Genomic DNA, 20430 nt, shown 5'->3' on the forward strand with positions numbered 1-20430 from the left:
GTATAATGTCGTTAGACATAATACGCGCCGAAGCGTTAGCGGAGTGCGCATTTGAGCACGAAGTGCACCATATCAGCGAAGCGGATATGGTATAATGTCGTTAGACATGAAATAATGCTGTAAAACATTATACATGGTTAGTATTTGAATATGCAGAAAAACACAGAGGTGCTTTATGGAACAATATATCATGAAGGGTGGCAATCCGCTGGTAGGAGAAGTGATGATCGGCGGGGCCAAGAATGCTGCGCTGGGAATTCTTGCAGCGTCCATCCTTACAGATGATCCAGTGACCATTGATAACCTGCCGGATGTGCGGGATATTAATGTTCTGCTGGAAGCCATTGCAGAAACAGGCGCGGTAATTGACCGCGTTGACCGTCATAAAGTAACATTGCACACAGGAAGCGTGAAGAGTACAGTAGTGGATAACTCATATATCAAGCGCATCCGCGCCTCATATTACCTTTTGGGTTCTATGCTGGGGCGCTATCGTCATGCAGAAGTGGCGCTTCCGGGCGGGTGCAATATCGGAAGCCGTCCCATTGACCAGCACCTGAAGGGATTCCGTGCTCTGGGAGCAGAAGTGGAAATCCGCAACGGAATGGTGGTAGCGGATGCAGAACATCTGCGGGGAGCACATCTGTATATGGACGTAGTGTCTGTGGGCGCGACGATTAATATAATGATGGCTGCCTCTTTGGCAGAGGGGCGCACGATCATAGAGAACGCTGCAAAAGAGCCTCATGTGGTGGATGTCGCCAATCTGCTGAATTCCATGGGCGCGGATATCAAAGGGGCCGGGACGGATGTCATCCGCGTGAACGGGGTTCCCAGGATGCACGGAACAGAATATTCCATCATTCCGGATCAGATCGAGGCGGGGACTTTTATGTTTGCAGCCGCGATTACAAAGGGCGATGTAACAGTAAAAAATGTGATTCCCAAGCATCTGGAATCAATTACTTCCAAACTCCGTGAAATGGGCTGCGAAGTGGTGGAATTCGACGATGCGGTGCGGGTGGTTGGCAAGCCGGTGCTGCATCATACGCATGTAAAAACACTGCCTTATCCAGGTTTCCCTACAGATATGCAGCCACAGATTTCAGTGGCGCTGACACTGTGCCAGGGAACCAGCATGGTGACGGAAAGCATTTTTGAAAACAGATTCAAATATGTAGATGAACTGAACAGAATGGGATCATCTATAAAGGTTGAAGGGAATGTGGCCGTAATCGAGGGCGTAAAGAGCCTGACAGGCGCACAAGTCACAGCTCCGGACCTGCGGGCGGGGGCTGCTCTGGTATTGGCCGGGTTGGCCGCTGAAGGATTTACCCTGGTGGATGACGTAAAATACATCCTGAGAGGTTATGAAGATTTTGCCGGGAAACTCAGAGGCCTGGGCGCTGAGATAGAGGAAATCGACAATGAACGGGACGCGCTGAAATTTCAGCTGAAAACAGGCTGAATGCCAGGAAAATACTTCTTGCAAAAGAAATACAAAGTATGTATAATGATGTAGAAAACAATAAATATGCAATTTCTTCTTATTCAGAGTGATGGAGATACAAAGGATCTGTGAAGTCACGGCAACCCCGATACCGGAAGGTGCCAACCTGAGCGAGCAATCGAACAATAAGGAGGACGTTGATTAAATCAGGTCCGCTTGTTGCGGGCCTGTTTTGTTTCATAGGAAACAGATAGAACGTTTCGATACAGGAAGAATTTGCATCAAGAAAAAAAGGAGAAATACCATGGAGAAATTTTTATTTACCTCAGAATCTGTAACAGAAGGCCATCCCGACAAAATGTGCGATCAAATTTCCGATGCGATCCTGGACGCGCTGCTGGAACAGGACCCCATGAGCCGAGTGGCATGTGAAACCTGCGCAACCACCGGCCTGGTTCTGGTAATGGGTGAAGTAACTACAAAAGGATATGTGGATATTCAGAAGGTCGTGCGGGATACAGTACGGGAAATCGGTTATACCAGAGGGAAATATGGATTTGACGCAGATACCTGCGGGGTAATTGTGGCATTGGACGAGCAGTCCGCGGATATCGCGCTGGGAGTGGATAAAGCGCTGGAAGCGAAAGAAAATCAAATGTCGGAAGAGGAGATTGAAGCTACGGGCGCCGGGGACCAGGGAATGATGTTCGGCTACGCCACAAATGAAACAGAAGAATACATGCCCTATCCCATTGCCATAGCGCATAAACTGGCCCGCCAGCTGACCAAGGTGCGTAAGGACGGGACTTTGGATTACCTGCGGCCGGACGGAAAAACACAGGTCACTGTGGAATATGATGAAAAACACCGCCCAATCAGGCTGGACACTGTGGTTCTCTCCACCCAGCATGATGAAAAGGTAACGCAGGAGCAGATCCATCAGGATATTAAAAAGTATGTTTTTGATCCCATACTGCCGGCGGATATGGTGGACGGGGAGACAAAATTTTTCATCAACCCCACCGGACGTTTTGTAATCGGAGGCCCTCATGGAGACAGCGGGCTTACCGGCAGAAAAATTATTGTGGATACTTACGGCGGAGCAGCACGCCACGGGGGAGGCGCTTTCTCCGGAAAGGACTGTACAAAAGTAGACCGCTCCGCCGCATATGCCGCGCGCTATGTGGCTAAGAATATTGTAGCGGCAGGCCTGGCGGATCAGTGTGAAATCCAGCTGGCCTACGCCATCGGGGTGGCCCACCCTATGTCTGTCATGGTAGATACCGCAGGAACCGGGAAAGTATCAGATGAAAAGCTGGTGGAAATTATCAGAGAAAATTTTGACCTTCGCCCTGCCGGAATTATCAACATGCTGAACCTGAGACGTCCGATCTATAAGCAGACAGCCGCGTACGGACACTTTGGCCGCAATGATCTGAACCTGCCCTGGGAACGGCTGGACAAGGTGGAAGAATTAAAAAAATATCTGCAATAATTGCTCGCCATACAGAAAACAAAGCTGCCGTATATACGACTGAAAAATCGTGAAGCGGCAGCTTTCTTTCGATTATTTTATTTTTATGATTGAAGAAACCCATGAACCAGATTGTGATTCATGGCCGGGCCCCTCTCACAGGAGGTTTCCAGCTCCAGATAGCGGCCTTCCCGGCTGCTTCTTTCAAAGGCAGTCATGATTTCCAGTACATGGAGCAGCTGGCCGGAATCTGCCCTGCAGGACTGTCCGCTGCGGAGAGCTCTCGCCATATCCGCCACTCCCAATCCGCGGCTGTTGTCCTGATAATCAAAAATCAGAGGCATTTCTTTGAAGCATCCCTGTTCCGGACGCAGAAGCATGACGCTGCCTCCGTAGCCATTGGGATCGGGAACACGCAGCGTCCCCTCAGCGCCATAGATTTCCAGCCTGTCCTGACGGTCATAATATACGTCGAAGGTTGTGGTCACAGTGGCTGCTGCGCCGCTTTCGAACTGAAGGATGCCGTTTACATGAGTGGGAACCTCCACAGGAATGACAGCGCCGCGCTGAGGTTCGCTGGTAATGGTGCGGGTCTCAAAACTTTTTGTGCACAGGGCGGTAAGGCCTTTTACGCTGCCCATAAGATTGATTAACGCGGTCAGGTAGTAAGGGCCCATATCCATCATGGGGCCTCCCCCCGGCTGGTAATAGAAAGCCGGCGCCGGATGCCAGCCCTCATGCCCGCGGCAGATCATTGAAGCCGAGGCGCCGATGGGGCGGCCGATAAATCCGCTGTCTATCAGTTTACGGCAAGTTTGAATCCCCGCGCCCAGAAAGGTGTCGGGAGCGCCTGCCAGGAGAAGCCCTCTTGCCCGGGCAAGAGACACCAGTTCTTTTCCCTCTTCCAGAGTGGCTGCCAGAGGCTTTTCGGTATAGACATGTTTGCCTGCCAGCAGCGCAGCTTTGATCACCTCATAGTGATCCTGAGGCCGGGTCAGATTGAGGACAATCTCCACATCTTCGTCCCGGAACATGTCTTCCATAGAAGAATATGCTTTTGGAATTTCATATTCCCTGCTGACCTGATCTGTTTTCTCCTGAAACAGATCATATACGCCGATTATTTCAACCTCTTTGAACAGCTCTGTCAGATTCTTCAGATAAATCCCGCTGATCGCGCCTAATCCCAGAATGCCGATTCCCACTTTTTCCATAACAGCCCTCTTTTCATTTGCAGCATCTTCCGATTCTCGTTGATTCTACTTGTATTATAGCAGGACATGACATATAATAATTGCCATAATGAAAAGAGAAGTAGCCAAAAATTGCTGTGATTGAAAATGGAGGGAAAAGGGTGAACCCATTTTATGAAAAGCGAGACGGCAGGATTCAGATCAGCATTTCAGAGAATATGAGTTTCCCAGCTCATCTGCATGGGGATGTGGAAATATTGTATTGCCTGAGCGGAAAAATTATGGTTACGGTCATGGAGGATTCCAAGGTAATTGAAGAGGGAGGATGCGCTGTTATTTTTCCCGAACGCGTGCACAGTTACGCTGCGGAAGAAAATTGCAGAACTCTGCTCATCATATTCGGAGCGTCTGCAGCAGGCCCTTATGCAGGAAATATCCGAAAATTGTATCCGGAAAACCCGTTTTTAAACAAAAAAGAGATTTCAGGAGACGCAGGGCTGGCCTTGCGGCGGCTGTGCAGGGAAGAAGTTATAAAAGACGACAGGCTGTGCGGCGCGTGGATTCAGGTCCTGCTGGCGCATTTGTTTAAAAAAATTGTGTTTCTGGAAGCTGAAGGGCCTGAAAATCTGGATTTGACCTGCCGGCTGGTGCAATATATTATGGAACATTTTCAGGAGCCCCTGACACTGGAAGGTTTAGCCGCAAAGCTGCATGTAAATAAATATTATCTGTCCCATACGTTTTCCGGACGCCTGCAAATGAACTTCAGGGAGTATCTGAACCGCATCCGCCTGGAGTATGCGGTTCAGCTCATCCGCACCACTGATAAACCGTTAATGCAGATTGGAGCAGAAGCGGGTTTTGAAAGTCAGAGAAGTTTTAACCGCGTATTTGCGGATATATTAGGGACGCAGCCGAAAGAATTTCGAAATCACAGACTGTAGCGGCAGGCGGGTTTTACTAAAAATTTATGCTTATTTTATGAAAGTCTTCGGCATTCTGTGGTATGATATTGATATATTGCAGGGATCGGAGGCTTTTTGATGAAATTAAAAACAAAGCTGGTGATCGCGTTTATGACGGTCATCCTGGTTCCGGTGCTGCTGATTTCATTTTTTATGTGTATTGTCAGCCACTTTCAGATGAACCGGATCAGGGAAACTTATAATATTGAAGCAGATATCGGAGAGATTGTCGCGAACAGCTCCATACAGATTTTTACGGCTCTGTCCGGCCAGATTCAGGAGGCGATTCAGGTTCAGCTGGACCGCGATCCTGACCAGTTTGAGGATGTGGATTTTCTGCGGACTGAGAATGGAAAGCTGATGGGAAAATATTCTTATCTGATTGTCAGAAAGAATGATGAGATTTTATTTGACGGCCATTCCGGGAAGATTCCGGGATTGAGGGCGGAAGACCTGCCGTCTTATGAAGATCCCAGCAGCATGATGCTTTCCGGCCGGCAGATGGTCCGCGGGCAATATTTTAAATTTTCTGACGGCGGAGAGGGCAGCGTTTTTATCGTGACTGCCATTAATGAAATGATTCCGGAAATGAGGTCCCTGGCCATGGAAATGGTAATTTCCATGATTTTGGTGCTGGTGATTACAGCGGCGATTCTCACCACCTGGATTTACCGGTCGCTTTTGCGGCCAATTGGCAGGCTGAAGGAAGCGACCCGGAAAATTGCCGAGGGCAATCTGGATTTTACTCTGGATGTTCAGGAAAATGATGAAATCGGACAGCTCTGCACAGACTTTGAGGGGATGCGGCAGCGCCTGAAAGAAACAGTGGAAGAGCGGATGCAGTTTGATACGGAAAACAAGGAATTGATCAGCAATATATCTCACGACCTGAAAACGCCTATCACTGCTATTAAGGGGTATGTGGAAGGCATCATGGACGGAGTGGCGGATACGCCTGAGAAAATGGACCGGTATATCAGGACGATTTACAACAAGGCAAATGATATGGACCGCCTGATTGACGAGCTGACCTTTTATTCTAAAATTGATGCAAATAAGATTCCATATACGTTCAATAAAATAAATGTAACGGAGTACTTTCTGGACTGTGCCGAAGAACTGGAGGTGGATCTGGCCGCGGATGATATTGAATTTGGCTATTTTAACTATTGCGATGAAGATGTGACAGTAATCGCGGACGCGGAGCAGCTGAAGCGGGTAGTCAATAATATTGTCAGCAACTCCGTGAAATATATGGACAAATCCAAAGGCAAGGTGAACCTGCGCATAAAAGATGTGGGCGACTTTATCCAGGTAGAAATCGAAGATAATGGGAAAGGGATTGCCCAGCGGGATCTTCCTAATATATTCGAACGGTTCTACCGTACGGACTCCTCCAGGAACTCCTCCAAAGGAGGCAGCGGGATCGGCCTGTCCATTGTGCGGAAGATCATAGAGGACCACGGGGGGAGGATCTGGGCCACCAGCAAGGAAGGCGTAGGGACAGTGATGTATTTTGTGCTGAGAAAATATCAGGAGGTAAGATATGAGTAAGATTTTAATTGTAGAAGATGAGGACAGCATCGCGCAGCTGGAGAAAGATTATCTGGAACTCAGCGGCTTTCAGGTGGAGATTGAAAATGACGGTGAAGCGGGGCTGAACAGGGCGCTGAAAGAAGATTATGATCTGCTGATTCTGGACCTGATGCTGCCGGGGGTGGATGGGTTTGAGATCTGCAGACAGGTTCGCCAGAACAAAAATACCCCCATTCTCATGGTTTCTGCCAAGAAAGATGATATTGATAAGATCCGCGGCCTGGGCCTGGGCGCAGACGACTATATTACGAAGCCCTTCAGCCCCAGTGAGCTGGTAGCCAGAGTAAAGGCCCATCTGGCCAGGTATGAGAGGCTGATCGGCAGCGGCCAGGGCCACAATGATATTATTGAGATCAGGGGGATCAAGATTGATAAAACAGCCCGCCGGGTCTGGATCAATGGGGAGGAAAGGGCTTTCACCACAAAAGAATTTGACCTCCTTACATTCCTTGCGGAACATCCGAACAGAGTTTTCAAGAAAGAAGAGCTGTTCCGTGAGATCTGGGATATGGAATCCATAGGGGATATCGCTACAGTGACCGTCCATATTAAAAAGATCAGGGAGAAAATCGAATACGATACCTCAAAACCCCAGTATATTGAGACGATCTGGGGAGTGGGCTACCGCTTCAAAGTCTGAAAGAAAGGCGGGAACAGCAAAACTTACCCTTGCAGAATCCGCAGGTTTCCATTATAATCAGACCGTATAGATGGTTCTGCCCCGAAAGGCGCGCCAGGCGTTTGGGGAGAAGGCCGGCAGGCTGCCGGTGATGATGGAAAAAGGAGAACTGATGAAAAACCAATATATATTGTTTGATCTGGACGGCACCCTGACAGATCCGAAAGAAGGGATCACCAAGTCAGTGCAGTATGCGTTGGCAAAGATGGGAATCGCAGTAGACGACCCGGATACGCTTTGCCCTTTTATCGGGCCGCCGCTGGCCGAATCCTTTCAGAAATTTTATCAGATGAATGAAGAAGAAAGCCTCCTTGCGGTGAAAAATTACCGGGAGTATTTCAGCGTACGGGGGATTTTTGAGAATGAAGTGTACGAGGGCATTCCGGAAATGCTGAAAGCCCTGCAGGAGGCGGGCCGCACGCTGATCGTGGCAACCTCCAAGCCTACGGATTATGCAGAACGGATTCTGGAACATTTTCAGCTGGACGATTATTTTGATTTTGTGGCCGGCGCAACGATGGACGGGAGCAGGGTGCGCAAGCAGGATGTGATTCAGTATGCGCTGGAGGAGCTGGAGCTCATCGACCTGTCGGAACTGGTGATGGTTGGAGACAGGATGCACGACATTCTTGGCGCTAAGGAGTTTGACATCCCCACCATCGGAGTGCTGTACGGCTATGGCAGCCGGGAAGAACTGGAAAAAGCCGGTGCGGAAGAATTAGCTAAAAGCGTGAAGGACCTGCAGGAACTGCTGCTGGAGGAAGACTGACAAATGCCGGAAATATTATATGAGGACGGGCAGATTCTCGTAGTCAGAAAGCCGGCGGGCCAGGATTCCCAGGATGGCCGCGGGTTTTCCATGGACCTTTCCAGTGAATTAAAGAACTATCTGGCCCGGAAAGAAGGGGGCGTTCCTTATCTGGGGATTGTCCACCGCCTGGACAGGCCGGTGGCTGGTGTGATGGTGTTTGCTAAAACAAAAAAAGCTGCGGCTTCCCTGAGCCGTCAGGTCCTGTCCGGCGAGATGAATAAACAGTACTACGCCCTGCTGTGCGGATTGCCTGGGACAGGCTCCGGCGGCGTTCTGACGCATTATCTGGTGCAGGACAGGAGGTATAATACTTCGGCAGTAACGGATAGCGGCGCGGAAGGGGCGAAACGGGCGGAGCTATGCTATGAAATTGTACCGGCGGACATTTTTCATGGATTTGACGCACTGACGGAGGACTTTACAGGGCTTTATCTGGCGAAGGTAACGCTGAAAACAGGCAGGCATCATCAGATCCGGGTACAGTTCGCTGCAGAGGGAGCGCCGTTATGGGGCGATGATAAGTACAATCCCAATTTTGAAAGAAAAAAGGGGGCGCTGGGCCTGTGCGCTTACCGCCTGACATTTCTTCATCCTGCCACAAGGAAAAAAATGGAGTTTGAAATTGACGGATGACCGGTTAAGGTGCAGAGAGCAGGAATAAAATGAAAGAGCAGGTTCCATACTAATGCCATCAGTTTTTGTCAGAAAGGCAGGTGGCGGGAATGCGGCTCAGCGGCAAACAGAAAAGAGCGTTCAGATTTATAGGAATTACTGCGGCAGTATACCTTTCTTTCAGGTTTTTGCTTCCGCTGGTAATTCCTTTTTTGCTGGCGTACTGGATCGGGCTGGCCGTAACCCCTTCCGCAAAATGGATGAAGGAGCATCTGCGCATTCCGGAAGTGGCGGGGGCCGTGATCATGATGCTTCTGGCCGGGATCATCCTGGCCGGCGTATGCTTTCTGCTGGGAGAACAGCTGGTACAGCAGCTGAGCAGGCTGGCCGAACGCCTGCCGGGATATTTGGATACAGCCCAGCGCTGGCTGGAAGGCTGCTGCAGGTCGGCGGAACGGTTTTTTCACCTGGAGGATGGGCTTTTGCTCCAAAAGGCGGGACAAATGCTGCAGAATGCGGGAGAACAGCTTCAGTCCACCATTATGCCTATGGTAATGGAAAACAGCGTATCCATTGTGGTATGGGTGATTGAGGTAACTACAGTGCTGGCAATCACCATCATGGCGGCGGTGCTCAGTGTAAAGGAACGGGAAGGAATCAGGAAACTAAAGGAAGAATCTATGTACAGCAGAGAAATCCAGATGGTATGCAAACCGGTGGCCAGGGTGGGCCAGGCGTATCTGCGGAGCCAGGCGATTATTCTGGTGATCATCATTGCCATCTGTATTACAGGGCTTTTCCTGATCGGAAATACTTACAGCGTGGTGCTGGGAATCCTGATCGGCCTGCTGGACGCACTGCCTTTATTTGGCACAGGAACCGTACTGATTCCATGGGCGCTGATCCTGCTGGTGACAGGGAACTTCTACCAGGCCGCGGTGCTGCTGACAGTTTATCTGGTCTGCTACTTTATCCGGGAAATCCTGGAAGCCAAGCTGATGGGCAAACGGACCGGGATGACGCCTCTGGAAACAATGCTGGTGATGTACGTGGGACTGCGGCTGTTCGGCCTGATCGGGCTGTTCCTGGGGCCCATTGGCTGGCTTTTGATAAAAGAGATTGACAAAACTTTAAAAGTGGCATAAAATAAGCACACAAACAGCGATGATGAGGGCTAGTAGGAATGCGGGCGCTTTCCAGAGAGAAGACCATATGGTGGAAGGTTTTCATGCCGGCCGGTTCTGAACCTGCCTCTGAGCTTCCTGCGAGGATGGCCGAAGCAGGACGCAGTCCAGCGTTACGGGCATGGAGAGTGCCGTTTAAACAGACGGTAAATCAGGGTGGTACCGCCGGAAATCCGGTCCCTAACGGGGCTGCGTTCCGGCGTTTTTCTATTGCATAGGAAACTGCGTTCCCTATGCAACAAAACCTTCCGGGAGGAGGGGAATTGAAGGAATATTTGTTTTTGCAGAAGGAGGAGAAAATGGCAAAAGAAAAGAAGTTTGTTGAGGCGATCACTTCCATGGAGGAGGATTTTGCCCAGTGGTACACGGATGTGGTAAAGAAGGCCGAACTGATCGAGTATTCTACTGTACGCGGATGCATGATTCTGCGACCCAATGGATACGCCATATGGGAAAATATCCAGAAGCAGCTGGATGAGAGGTTTAAAGAGACCGGTGTGGAAAATGTATATATGCCTATGTTCATTCCGGAAAGCCTGCTGCAGAAGGAAAAAGATCATGTGGAGGGTTTTGCGCCTGAGGTGGCCTGGGTTACCTATGGTGGCGGCGAAGAGCTGCCGGAAAGGCTGTGCGTCCGCCCTACCTCTGAAACATTGTTCTGCGATTTTTATTCCAGGATTATTCAGTCATACCGTGACCTGCCAAAGGTGTATAATCAATGGTGTTCCGTAGTGCGGTGGGAAAAGACAACAAGGCCTTTCCTGCGCACAATGGAATTCCTCTGGCAGGAAGGCCATACGGCCCACGCTACGGCAGAAGAGGCAGAGGAACGCACAATCCAGATGCTGAACCTCTATGCGGATTTCTGTGAACAGGTGCTTGCGATTCCAATGATTAAGGGAAAGAAAACAGATAAAGAGAAATTTGCAGGGGCTGAATCCACCTATACCATTGAAGCATTGATGCACGATGGCAAAGCGCTGCAGTCCGGAACCAGCCATAATTTTGGAGACGGGTTCGCCAGGGCTTTCGGGATTCAGTATTCTGATAAGGACAATCAGCTGAAATATGTGCATCAGACCTCCTGGGGCATGACCACCCGAATGATCGGCGCGATCATCATGGTGCATGGAGACAATTCCGGCCTGGTGCTGCCGCCCAGAATTGCCCCCACCCAGGTGATGATCATTCCCATCGCCCAGCATAAAGAGGGAGTGCTGGAAAAGGCTGAGGAACTGAGGGCCATGTTGAAAAATGATTACCGGGTGAAAGTGGACGCCACAGACAAATCTCCGGGATGGAAATTCAGCGAACAGGAGATGAGAGGCATTCCCCTTCGGATTGAAGTGGGCCCCAAGGATATCGAAGCAGGGCAGGCGGTAATTGTCCGGCGGGATACCAGAGAAAAGACAGTAGTGCCATTTGAAGAACTGCAGGGCAAGGTGGGAGAGATTCTGGAAACCATGCAGAAGGAAATGCTGGAGCGGGCGCGGAACCATCGCGACGCCCATACAACAGAAGCAGTTACTTATGAAGAATTTAAAGACGCGGTTGCGAATAAACCTGGATTTATTAAAGCAATGTGGTGCGGGGACGAGGCCTGTGAGAATAAGATAAAAGAGGAGACCACAGCTACTTCCAGGTGCATGCCTTTTGAGCAGGAGCATATTTCTGATACCTGTGTCTGCTGCGGCCGGCCGGCCAAGGCTATGGTGTACTGGGGAAAAGCCTACTGATAAAGATACAAAAGAGCGGAGAATAAGGATAAGGAGGGAGCAGATGGCTGAGGGGAAAATAACAGAAAATCTTCCTGTTCTGCCGCGGGAAGTGGAGCAGGTCATCAGCAGGCTGGAAGCTGCGGGCTTTGAAGCCTACGCGGTGGGCGGCTGTGTCCGGGATGCGCTGCTCCTTCGGGAGCCGGAGGACTGGGATATCACAACCTCGGCGCTCCCTGAACAGGTGAAAGAATTATTTGGGCGGACAGTGGATACCGGAATTGCCCATGGGACTGTGACAGTCCTGATACAGGGGAAAGGTTTTGAGGTGACCACTTACAGAATTGACGGAGAATACAGGGACGGGCGCCATCCGGACCAGGTGGAGTTTACCAGGAATCTGGAAGAGGATTTGAAACGGCGGGATTTCACTATCAATGCCATGGCCTATAATCCATCCAGAGGTCTGGCGGATCTTTTTGGCGGAAGAGCAGATTTAAAGTCAGGCGTGATCCGGTGTGTGGGAGCGGCTGAGGAGCGTTTTTCAGAGGACGCCCTGCGGATTCTGCGGGCAGTGCGTTTTGCAGGCCAGCTGGGATTTGAGATTGAAGAAAAGACTTTTGAAGCCATGAAAAAGCTGGCCCCGTCGCTGCGCCGCATCAGCCAGGAGCGGATACAGACTGAACTGACAAAGCTGCTCCTTTCAGATCATCCGGAAAGACTGCTGACTGCCGCGGAAGCCGGGATTACAGCTGTAGTGCTTCCTGAGCTGGACGCTTGCCTCGGCCTTCCCCAGAGGAACCCCTATCACTGCATGGACGTGGGCCGCCATTCAGTTGAAACAGCAAGGCAGGTAGAGAAAAACAAGGTCTTGCGGTGGACAGCGCTGCTCCATGATATCGGAAAGCCGCTGACGCATGTGGAAAGCAATGGGTGGGACAGCTATCCGGGCCATGCGGAAACCGGCGCTGCGCTGGCGGAGAAGATCCTGCGGCGTTTGAAATTTGACCATGATACGGTCAAGGGAGTCACAAAGCTGACCAGGTATCATGCTTATCATTTCCGTCAGACAAGGGCATGCGTGAGAAAGGTGATGTCCCTGGTGGGGAAAGAGATGTTTCCCAGGCTTCTGGAAGTGATGCGGGCGGACACAATGGCCAAGAGCCGGCGGGCAAAAGAGGAATATCTTCCTGCGATTGTTCAGCTGGAAAGCCTGTACCGGGAGGTGCTGGAGAAAGGCGAATGCTTTTGCCTGCCTATGCTTTCCGTAAAAGGGGCCGATCTCATTGAGGCCGGCGTCAGTCCGGGCCCGGAGCTGGGAGAGATGCTGTCCGCCATGCTGGACTGGGTGCTGCGCCGTCCGGAGGAAAATGATAAAAAAATATTGATAAGCCATTTTCAGCAGCGCGTCCGGACAGAAATATTCCGGGAGGAAGATGCCCGGGAAACTGCGCGGATGATCCGGAGGGTCCTGCTGGAAGTAAATACGGCGGATTACCCGGAAGACGAGATGAGGCGTCTGGCAGAATGGTATACAGAGGAAAATGTCTGCTGGCTGGCAGAAGAGGGCTGTTTGTATCTGGCGAGAGAAGGCGGAAGAATCTTAGGCTGCGGGGCTGCAGTCCCTGAGGGCGGCGCCTGTGTGCTGCGCGCCATATTTGTTCTGCCGGAAGCACAGAAGAAGGGAACCGGAAGGCTGCTGCTCCAGGCCCTGGAAACAGACCCGCTGGCTTTAGAAGCCGGAGAATGCAGGCTGCATGCGTCCCTGACAGCCAGAGGATTCTACGAGAAAATGGATTATGAGCACTCTGGCGGCGATCCTGAGCTGAAAGACGGCTGCTATGAAATGAAAAAAAAGTTAGCTCCATGAAATAGTGAATATCACAAATAGTGCAGAAACTGACAGCAGCGGACGAAGTCCATAAAAACTTCGCCCGCTGCTGCTTTATTGCATAGGAAACTGCGTTCCCCATGCAGCAAAAACCTCCGGAATCCTGTGAATCAATGCCGGTCTGTCTGAATAAGGATCAGCTCAAAAAGCTGACGGTGTTTTTTTACGATAACATCCAGGATAATTCCGCAGATCCAGAAGATAAATGCGATTGTCCCGAAAACTCCGGCCACGATCAGCGTGGGAAAGCGCAGAACCAGGCCTGTTGAAAGAAATTCAATAAATACAGGCAGGAAAAGAATTAGCGCGGCAATCAGAAACAACACGGCGATGCTGCTGAAAAATGACAAAGGCCTGTAATAGCGGTATAAAGAGCTGATCGTGCGCAGCACCCGGATGCCGTCCCGGAACGTGTTCAGCTTAGAAACACTGCCCTCGGGCCTGTCCCGGTAAGAAACAGGAACTTCCTGCAGCAATAAATTTTTGTCAAGGGCGTGTATAGTCATTTCCGTTTCTATTTCAAAACCTTTGGACAGCACGGGGAATGTTTTCACAAAGCGCCTGCTGAAAGCCCGGTATCCGGTCATAATATCCCGGATATCGCTCTTAAACAATTTGTTAATGAGAAAACGCACAATCCGGTTGCCTGAATTATGGAACATACGCTTGTTTTCCGTGAAATAGGTGGAAGAAAGGCGGTCGCCGATTACCATGTCTGCCTGGCGTTCCAGAACTTCCTCAACCATTTGGCGGGCATTTTCCGCGGGATAGGTATCGTCCCCGTCAATCATCAAATAACAGTCCGCTTCAATTTCCCGGAACATGGTGCGGATCACATTTCCTTTGCCCTGGCGTCTTTCATAGCGGACAATTGCGCCGGCTTTTCTGGCAATTTCATCTGTATGGTCAGTAGAATTATTATCATAGACGTAAATATCCGCCTCCGGCAAGGCGCTGCGGTAATCGTCCACGACCTTTGCTATGGTCTGGCTTTCATTATAGCAGGGAATCAAAACTGCAATGCTGGGCATAAAACTTCTCCTTCCAACAAAATTACCCTTAATAATTAAGGGTAAGAATAAATTAAGTATAGCATATTTCCTGATCCCGGGCAACTGCCAGTAAATTAAATTATTCCTGCCCTAAAGTTGGGCGGCGAAAGAAAAGGCATTTGTGGAAAGGTTACCATATTTGCAGGAAAAGAAATGTATAAATTCAATAAAAAATAAAAAAAGTACTGTACTTTTTTGGGAAAATGTATTAAAATATACTTATTAGATTTGAAACTATCCTGACTTAATAAGAGGGCACAGACAGAAAGGAGAACTATCATGAGCGAAAAAGTTTTAATTGCAAAAGGAGACCAAAAGGAAATTTACCGGGTTGGAGATAAAACATATAAATCATTTGAACCAGGATTTCCCAAAGCGGAGGTTTTGAATGAAGCAATGAATACCGCCCGTGTGGAGGAAACAGACCTCAATATACCCAAGGTTCTGGCTGTTACAGTGGAGGACGGCAGATGGACCATCGTGAAGGAGTACATAGAGGGGAAGACTCTGGCGGAGCTGATGGAGGAACATCCGGAGAAAAAACGGGAATATCTGGAGAAACTGGTGGACCTGCAGATTGAGGTAAACAGTAAGAAATGCCCGCTGCTGAACCGGCTGAAAGAGAAGCTGGCGCGCCAGATTGATTCTGTCAAAGAGCTGGACGATATCACCAGGTATGACCTGCAGACCAGGCTGGATGGAATGCCCAAACACCTGAAACTGTGCCACGGGGATTTTGAGCCGAAGAATATTATTGTGCAGGGAGACAAATATTACATCATAGACTGGGTACATGCCGCGCAGGGCAATGCCAGCGCGGACGCCGCCAGAACATATCTGCTCCTGGCTCTTGAAGATCAAAAGACGGCGGATGAGTATCTGGAGATGTTCTGTGAAAAAACAGAAACTGCCAAAACCTATGTACAGAAATGGCTGCCTATTGTGGCTGCCGCTCAGCTGACCAAGAAGCGCCCGCAGGAGAAGGAACTTCTGATGCGCTGGCTGGATGTAGTGGATTACGAGTAATTATGACAGTTTTCTTTATTTACAAATTCCGGGCGGCCTGAAGGACGCCCGGAATTTTTGATGCGGAAAAGCTGTTGTAACCTGCAGAGAAATCGTTTATAATAAATATATTAACAAGGCCTGATGAGGCAGCCCGGAGGTGAGAATGGACACATACAGTGCGCTGAATACAACGCTGGTCAAGCTTTTCAACCAGATTATGGGAATTGAGAGGAAATGCCTGATTACAGAGGAGTTCAAAGATATTTCCACCAATGATATGCACATAATCGAATGTATCGGTCTGGACAGGCCCAAGAACATGTCCTCCATCGCAAAGCAGCTGGGCGTGACGGTAGGGACGCTGACCATTGCGGTTAACGGGCTGGTAAAAAAAGGGTATGTGCACCGCCGGCGCAGTGAAATAGACCGGAGGGTGGTCTATATCTCATTGACAGAACAGGGAGTCGCTGCCTACCGGCATCATGAGGCATTTCATCAGGAGATGATCGCAGGTATTACGGACCATCTCAATGAGCAGGAGCGGGAGCTTCTGGCAGGCGTTCTGGAACGCCTGAATGAATATTTCCAGAAAAAATATGAACAATAAAGGAGAGGTGTTGTGGAGGCAGAAAAACGGATTGCAATTTTAATTGATGCAGATAATATATCTGATAAATATATAAAAATCATTCTGGATGAGACGGCGAAGTCCGGGATTGCCACATATAAAAGGATTTACGGGGATTGGACTAACCCTCAGCTGGCTTCCTGGAAAGCGGTGCTGCTGGATAATTCCATTATTCCGATCCAGCAGTACAGCTATACCAAGGGGAAAAGCTCCACGGATTCAGCCATGATCATTGACGCAATGGATATATTATATTCCGGGACGGTTGACGGGTTCTGCATCGTGTCCTCTGACAGTGATTTTACCCGGCTGGTGGCCCGCCTCCGTGAGGCAGGCAAGTACGTGGTGGGAATGGGCGAGAGCAAAACACCCAAGCCTTTTATATCCGCATGTAACCAGTTCAAATATCTGGACCTGCTTGCCAAGAGCGCCGATAAGCCGGAGATCAGTAAGGAGATCAAGCAGAGCAGGAATAATACAGAACAGAAACATTTCAGACGGGTGATCCGCAATATCGCTATGGAGTGTTCTGACGACGACGGCTGGATTTTTTCTGCGGAACTGAAAAATCAGCTTACGAAACGCTATCCTGATTTCGATGAGCGTAATTTCGGATTCATTAAGTTCACTCCCTTTGTGGAATCTTTGGGTGTGTTTGAAGTGCGCAGAGAGAGGACCAGTGCGGGAAACAATGTGCAGCTTGTTTATTTTAGGGTTAAACAGTGATAAATGTCATCGCTTTCTTATGCATTAAAATGGCGGAGAGAATATCCATAGATATGCTCTCCGCCAAAAATATTTCATACAGTTCTGCTGTGTTCCGGAAATTCAATTACTTATTCCGCCCGCAGCAATGCTTATATTTCTTGCCGCTGCCGCAGGGGCAGGGATCATTGCGGCCGATTTTCGGGCCTTTTACTATGGTTGTGGAAGATTTCTGCTCTTTATAGAGCTCTTTACGGCGCTCTTCCGTCAGCAGGGAATCCCACTGAGGCAATTCATACAGCCAGCTGGCTCTGGCTTCCACCATATTGTAATACAGCTTTTCGGGCTCATATTCCAGTGAGACTTCTGTATTCTCATCCATTGTTTCGATGGGATTGGCGGTTTTCAGGCTCTCATCAATGCCGTCCAGGAAACCAGTCATGGCCATTACATCAACGCCATACTTGTCTGCCAGTTCCTTTACAGTTCCTTTTACAGGCTGTTCCTCAGCCAGAAGAGCCTCATACATATTTTTTTCAATGGCAAAATAATTGTTCCAGAATGTTTCGTATTCCTGGCGGGAGGCGTTTTCATTGTAGGCCGTCCCTCTCCACTGTTCCAGTAAAGTCATAGTGAATTCCACCTTTGTCTGTATTTTTAATTTTGCTGACTAACAGCTCTTTTGTTAGTATATCGGGTTTATGGCTGTTTGTAAAGTGCTATTTCGCAGGCATATCCTTTACAAACCTCTCATGAGGGAGTAGAATAAAAAGTAAGGATTTGTTTTCTTAAGGAGATAAACATATGGGAAAGAGGAAGCCGGTGGTGGAGAAAGTGAAGCGTATCCGGAATCTTTCAATTGCCGCCGGGGGCCTGCTGCTCATTTTACTGCTCATTATATTTTCAGTGGCTGCAGTCAGTACAAGCCGTCTGATGAAGCAACTGGATCTGATTTCAGCGCATCCGTTTCAGGTGGTGCTGTCTGCCGGGGAGATGCAGACTCGGGTAACTGATATGCGCATTCAGTCGGAGCGGCTGCTGTATGAGAACTCCAGGGGTCTGGCTGAAGTGGTGCGGGAAAAGCTGGCGGAGGATATGCAATATGCGAGGAATGAGCTGAGTGTAATTGAAGGCCAGTACCTGGGTAAGAAAGCTGATATACAGATTGTGGGACAGCATTTAAACAGGCTTGAGACGGTGCAGGAAGATTTTCTGGATTTTGTGGAAAACGGTTCCCCCAGCACGGATGAAATAACTGAATACTGCCGGTCCAGGCTGCTGTGGCGCTATACGCAGCTGGAAGACCGGCTGGACAGGATTATTGCTGTCGGGGAAAAAAGCTTTGATATATATTATGATAAGGCATCGTCGATCCGGGCAGTAATGCTGTGGCTTTCGGGGATCTCTGTTCTGGCTGTTCTGGCAGTGCTGATGGTTTACCGGATACTGATGCGCAGGCAGAACGAAGAGATTATCAGTAAAAATTATCTGTTTGATCAGCTGGCAAAAACTATAGATTACGTTTTCATGATTTATGATTTGCATAGGGGACGTAAAAATTTTATTTCAGAAAACAGTGAGCGTATAATAGGAATTGGTTCAGAGCTGCTCTTCTCCGGGATGGAAGAATTTTATAAGCAGCTGCCGGCCGGTGAACGGGAAAAACTGGAATCACTTTTCCGAAACAGGGAGCGGAGTTACTGGAGCATAATACTGCACTATATAAATCCCGGGAACGGGCGTGCTATGGTGCTGGAACTGCAGGCCTATCATCTGGACCAGGACCAGAATGACTGCTATATCATCGTTTTGGCGGATGAAACGGAGACACTGCAGTCAAAAGAGGCGCTGGAAGCCGCGCTGAACCGGGCGGAAGAAGCCGGCCGGGCCAAGGGAGAATTCCTTTCAAGGATGTCTCATGAAATGCGGACGCCTTTGAACGGAGTGATCGGCATGACCATGGTGGCGCAGCAAAATGCAGAAGACCCGGAGAAAACAGCGGATTGCCTGCGAAAGATCAGCCTGTCTTCCAGGCATCTTCTGGCCCTGATTAATGATGTGCTGGACATGTCCAAAATCGAGAGCGGAAAAATTGAATTGAAGGCGGAGCCATTTTACTTTGATACATTTGTGGAGTCCGTGCGTACAATTACAGAAGGACAGGCGCTGGAACACAAAATCAGATTTATGACAGAAATCTCAAATGATATTGATCAGGTGCTGCGGGGAGATGCCCTCAGGCTGAAGCAGGTGATGATGAATCTGCTGTCCAATGCTCTGAAATTTACCCCTGAAGGGGGAAAGATAATTTTTCGCATTTCTCTTGCAGGAGAATCTCAGAGGGAGCAGGTTCTGCGGTTTGAGGTAGAGGACACAGGGAGAGGTATTGCATCAGAAAACCTGGACAAAATATTTTTGGAATTTGAACAGGAAAACGTGGATATTTCTTACCAGTATGGAGGAACAGGCCTGGGCCTGGCCATATCAAGACATTTTGTGGAAATGATGGGCGGTCACATCACAGTTTCCAGCACACAGGGAATGGGAAGTGTCTTTGTATGTGAAATCCCCCTGGGCAGAGTAAAGGATAATCTGAAAGAAGACAGGAAAGACAGCATGTCTGCAGGCGGGAACTATACTGACCTGTCCACCTGCAGGCTGGAAGGACACCATATCATGATTGCTGAGGATAATGAGCTGAATCAGGAAATTATGCAGGAGCTTCTGAAACCTACAGGGGCAGAGCTGCAGATTGTGGACAATGGGCGCCTGGCTGTAGAAGCGTTTGAAAGCTCGCCGGAGGGCTGGTTTGACCTGATCCTCATGGATGTGCAGATGCCGGAAATGAGCGGATATCAGGCTACTGAGAAGATCAGAGCCCTTACGAGAAAAGATTCCTCTCAGGTTTTGATTTTTGCCATGACTGCAAATGCTTTTGCAGAAGATATGAAGCGCAGCCTGACATATGGGATGAATGGACATCTGAATAAGCCCTTTGAGTTGGAAGAAATCAGAAGGGTATTGGAAGAAATCAGGAAGCCTGATAATTTTAGGCCAGTGAATTAAGTGGAAAGTGAGAACAGAAATGAGAGAGGCGATTTTATACTATCATTTTGACAGTGAAGAGAAACAGAAGCTGATCCGGGCGCTGCTGCCCCTGCGGGTGCGTTTGAGAGAAGTGCCGCCGGAAGAGTATGGCATGCCGGTGGGCGCTTTGGCGGGAATTCTGAAAGAAGGGAAGGTATCTGCGGAAGAAGAGGCCGGGGTGACTGCGCCTATGCTGGTGATGGCAGGCCTGACGGGGGCGCGGCTGGATGAAGTGCTTCTTGCCCTGCGCAGGAACGGGCTGAGGATTCCTTATAAAGCAGTGCTCACAGCATCCAACCAGACCTGGACGGGCGGGCAGCTTTTTGCGGAGCTGGTACAGGAACATCAGAAGATGTCGGAGCTGTAATGCCGGGCGAGGA

General features: G+C 49.4%; 18 protein-coding genes, 1 riboswitch and 1 other annotated feature. Of the genes, 15 read left to right on the plus strand and 3 right to left on the minus strand.

Features of this window, described 5'->3' with window-relative positions; genetic code table 11:
• Positions 1-175 precede the first annotated feature (175 nt).
• Together EV209_RS12095 and metK are read left to right on the plus strand one after the other, a co-directional pair.
• A complete protein-coding gene (locus EV209_RS12095) occupies positions 176-1468 on the plus strand; it encodes a UDP-N-acetylglucosamine 1-carboxyvinyltransferase (protein ID WP_130435729.1) in 1293 nt (430 codons plus the stop codon).
• 76 nt (positions 1469-1544) lie between these two features.
• Positions 1545-1642: riboswitch (SAM riboswitch) on the plus strand.
• 112 nt (positions 1643-1754) lie between these two features.
• Positions 1755-2945 (plus strand): methionine adenosyltransferase, encoded by a 1191-nt coding sequence (gene metK / locus EV209_RS12100; protein ID WP_130435730.1) that lies wholly within the window; start codon positions 1755-1757, stop codon positions 2943-2945.
• Between the two features lie 83 nt (positions 2946-3028).
• Here the strand turns inward: metK and EV209_RS12105 are convergent, their stop codons facing one another.
• Complete coding sequence (locus EV209_RS12105; protein WP_130435731.1) at positions 3029-4138, minus strand: Gfo/Idh/MocA family protein; 1110 nt, start codon at positions 4136-4138, stop codon at positions 3029-3031.
• Between the two features lie 140 nt (positions 4139-4278).
• On the opposite strand from EV209_RS12105, the gene EV209_RS12110 reads away from it, so the two are divergent.
• From EV209_RS12110 to EV209_RS12145, 8 genes are all read left to right on the plus strand, one after another.
• The gene (locus tag EV209_RS12110) at positions 4279-5061 is read left to right on the plus strand and encodes an AraC family transcriptional regulator (RefSeq protein ID WP_130435732.1); all 783 of its coding nucleotides are present in this window, start codon (positions 4279-4281) and stop codon (positions 5059-5061) included.
• A gap of 99 nt (positions 5062-5160) precedes the next feature.
• Positions 5161-6636, plus strand: a complete 1476-nt coding sequence (locus EV209_RS12115; protein WP_130435733.1) for a sensor histidine kinase — start codon at positions 5161-5163, stop codon at positions 6634-6636.
• Positions 6629-7318 carry a response regulator transcription factor gene (locus EV209_RS12120; RefSeq protein WP_130435734.1) on the plus strand — a complete coding sequence of 230 codons (690 nt, stop codon included), beginning with the start codon at positions 6629-6631 and terminating at the stop codon, positions 7316-7318. The genes EV209_RS12115 and EV209_RS12120 overlap by 8 nt, the downstream gene beginning before the upstream one ends.
• 151 nt (positions 7319-7469) lie before the next feature.
• Positions 7470-8126 carry an HAD family hydrolase gene (locus EV209_RS12125; protein WP_130435860.1) on the plus strand — a complete coding sequence of 219 codons (657 nt, stop codon included), beginning with the start codon at positions 7470-7472 and terminating at the stop codon, positions 8124-8126.
• 3 nt (positions 8127-8129) lie between these two features.
• A complete protein-coding gene (locus EV209_RS12130) occupies positions 8130-8801 on the plus strand; it encodes an RluA family pseudouridine synthase (protein WP_130435735.1) in 672 nt (223 codons plus the stop codon).
• Between the two features lie 65 nt (positions 8802-8866).
• Positions 8867-9925 (plus strand): AI-2E family transporter, encoded by a 1059-nt coding sequence (locus EV209_RS12135; protein WP_165388918.1) that lies wholly within the window; start codon positions 8867-8869, stop codon positions 9923-9925.
• 10 nt (positions 9926-9935) lie between these two features.
• Positions 9936-10149: a binding site (T-box leader), on the plus strand.
• A gap of 114 nt (positions 10150-10263) precedes the next feature.
• Complete coding sequence (proS, locus tag EV209_RS12140; protein WP_130435737.1) at positions 10264-11700, plus strand: proline--tRNA ligase; 1437 nt, start codon at positions 10264-10266, stop codon at positions 11698-11700.
• 43 nt (positions 11701-11743) lie between these two features.
• Positions 11744-13549, plus strand: coding sequence for a CCA tRNA nucleotidyltransferase (locus EV209_RS12145; RefSeq protein WP_165388919.1), 1806 nt, complete (start codon positions 11744-11746; stop codon positions 13547-13549).
• A gap of 131 nt (positions 13550-13680) precedes the next feature.
• Here EV209_RS12145 and EV209_RS12150 read toward each other — a convergent pair whose 3' ends face one another.
• Positions 13681-14601, minus strand: coding sequence for a glycosyltransferase family 2 protein (locus EV209_RS12150; protein ID WP_130435738.1), 921 nt, complete (start codon positions 14599-14601; stop codon positions 13681-13683).
• Between the two features lie 300 nt (positions 14602-14901).
• On the opposite strand from EV209_RS12150, the gene EV209_RS12155 reads away from it, so the two are divergent.
• From EV209_RS12155 to EV209_RS12165, 3 genes are all read left to right on the plus strand, one after another.
• Entirely contained in the window at positions 14902-15648 is a 747-nt protein-coding gene (locus EV209_RS12155) for a phosphotransferase family protein (protein WP_130435739.1), read from the plus strand.
• Positions 15649-15793: 145 nt separating this feature from the next.
• On the plus strand, positions 15794-16237 hold the full coding sequence (locus EV209_RS12160) for a MarR family winged helix-turn-helix transcriptional regulator (RefSeq protein ID WP_130435740.1): 444 nt from the start codon (positions 15794-15796) through the stop codon (positions 16235-16237).
• Between the two features lie 12 nt (positions 16238-16249).
• Complete coding sequence (locus EV209_RS12165) at positions 16250-16984, plus strand: NYN domain-containing protein (RefSeq protein WP_130435741.1); 735 nt, start codon at positions 16250-16252, stop codon at positions 16982-16984.
• Positions 16985-17090: 106 nt separating this feature from the next.
• On the opposite strand, the gene EV209_RS12170 is transcribed toward EV209_RS12165, so the two are convergent.
• Positions 17091-17594, minus strand: a complete 504-nt coding sequence (locus EV209_RS12170; RefSeq protein ID WP_130435742.1) for an SEC-C metal-binding domain-containing protein — start codon at positions 17592-17594, stop codon at positions 17091-17093.
• A 173-nt stretch (positions 17595-17767) separates the two neighbouring features.
• Here EV209_RS12170 and EV209_RS12175 point away from each other — a divergent pair, with 173 nt between their 5' ends.
• Positions 17768-20029, plus strand: coding sequence for a hybrid sensor histidine kinase/response regulator (locus tag EV209_RS12175; RefSeq protein ID WP_130435743.1), 2262 nt, complete (start codon positions 17768-17770; stop codon positions 20027-20029).
• A gap of 19 nt (positions 20030-20048) precedes the next feature.
• Positions 20049-20417, plus strand: a complete 369-nt coding sequence (locus tag EV209_RS12180; RefSeq protein WP_130435744.1) for a DUF3783 domain-containing protein — start codon at positions 20049-20051, stop codon at positions 20415-20417.
• Positions 20418-20430: the final 13 nt, after the last annotated feature.

Source organism: Cuneatibacter caecimuris (genome assembly GCF_004216775.1).
GTDB classification, from domain to species: Bacteria; Bacillota; Clostridia; order Lachnospirales; family Lachnospiraceae; genus Cuneatibacter; species Cuneatibacter caecimuris.

Bases quoted from the DNA above. Each gene is read 5' to 3' on its own strand.
- EV209_RS12120 (WP_130435734.1), top strand. From the start codon at position 6,629: ATGAGTAAGATTTTAATTGTAGAAGATGAGGACAGCATCGCGCAGCTG.
- EV209_RS12095 (WP_130435729.1), top strand. From the start codon at position 176: ATGGAACAATATATCATGAAGGGTGGCAATCCGCTGGTAGGAGAAGTG.
- EV209_RS12160 (WP_130435740.1), top strand. From the start codon at position 15,794: ATGGACACATACAGTGCGCTGAATACAACGCTGGTCAAGCTTTTCAAC.
- EV209_RS12175 (WP_130435743.1), top strand. From the start codon at position 17,768: ATGGGAAAGAGGAAGCCGGTGGTGGAGAAAGTGAAGCGTATCCGGAAT.
- EV209_RS12130 (WP_130435735.1), top strand. From the start codon at position 8,130: ATGCCGGAAATATTATATGAGGACGGGCAGATTCTCGTAGTCAGAAAG.
- proS (WP_130435737.1), top strand. From the start codon at position 10,264: ATGGCAAAAGAAAAGAAGTTTGTTGAGGCGATCACTTCCATGGAGGAG.
- EV209_RS12155 (WP_130435739.1), top strand. From the start codon at position 14,902: ATGAGCGAAAAAGTTTTAATTGCAAAAGGAGACCAAAAGGAAATTTAC.
- EV209_RS12125 (WP_130435860.1), top strand. From the start codon at position 7,470: ATGAAAAACCAATATATATTGTTTGATCTGGACGGCACCCTGACAGAT.
- EV209_RS12145 (WP_165388919.1), top strand. From the start codon at position 11,744: ATGGCTGAGGGGAAAATAACAGAAAATCTTCCTGTTCTGCCGCGGGAA.
- metK (WP_130435730.1), top strand. From the start codon at position 1,755: ATGGAGAAATTTTTATTTACCTCAGAATCTGTAACAGAAGGCCATCCC.
- EV209_RS12180 (WP_130435744.1), top strand. From the start codon at position 20,049: ATGAGAGAGGCGATTTTATACTATCATTTTGACAGTGAAGAGAAACAG.
- EV209_RS12150 (WP_130435738.1), bottom strand. From the start codon at position 14,601: ATGCCCAGCATTGCAGTTTTGATTCCCTGCTATAATGAAAGCCAGACC.
- EV209_RS12115 (WP_130435733.1), top strand. From the start codon at position 5,161: ATGAAATTAAAAACAAAGCTGGTGATCGCGTTTATGACGGTCATCCTG.
- EV209_RS12105 (WP_130435731.1), bottom strand. From the start codon at position 4,138: ATGGAAAAAGTGGGAATCGGCATTCTGGGATTAGGCGCGATCAGCGGG.
- EV209_RS12170 (WP_130435742.1), bottom strand. From the start codon at position 17,594: ATGACTTTACTGGAACAGTGGAGAGGGACGGCCTACAATGAAAACGCC.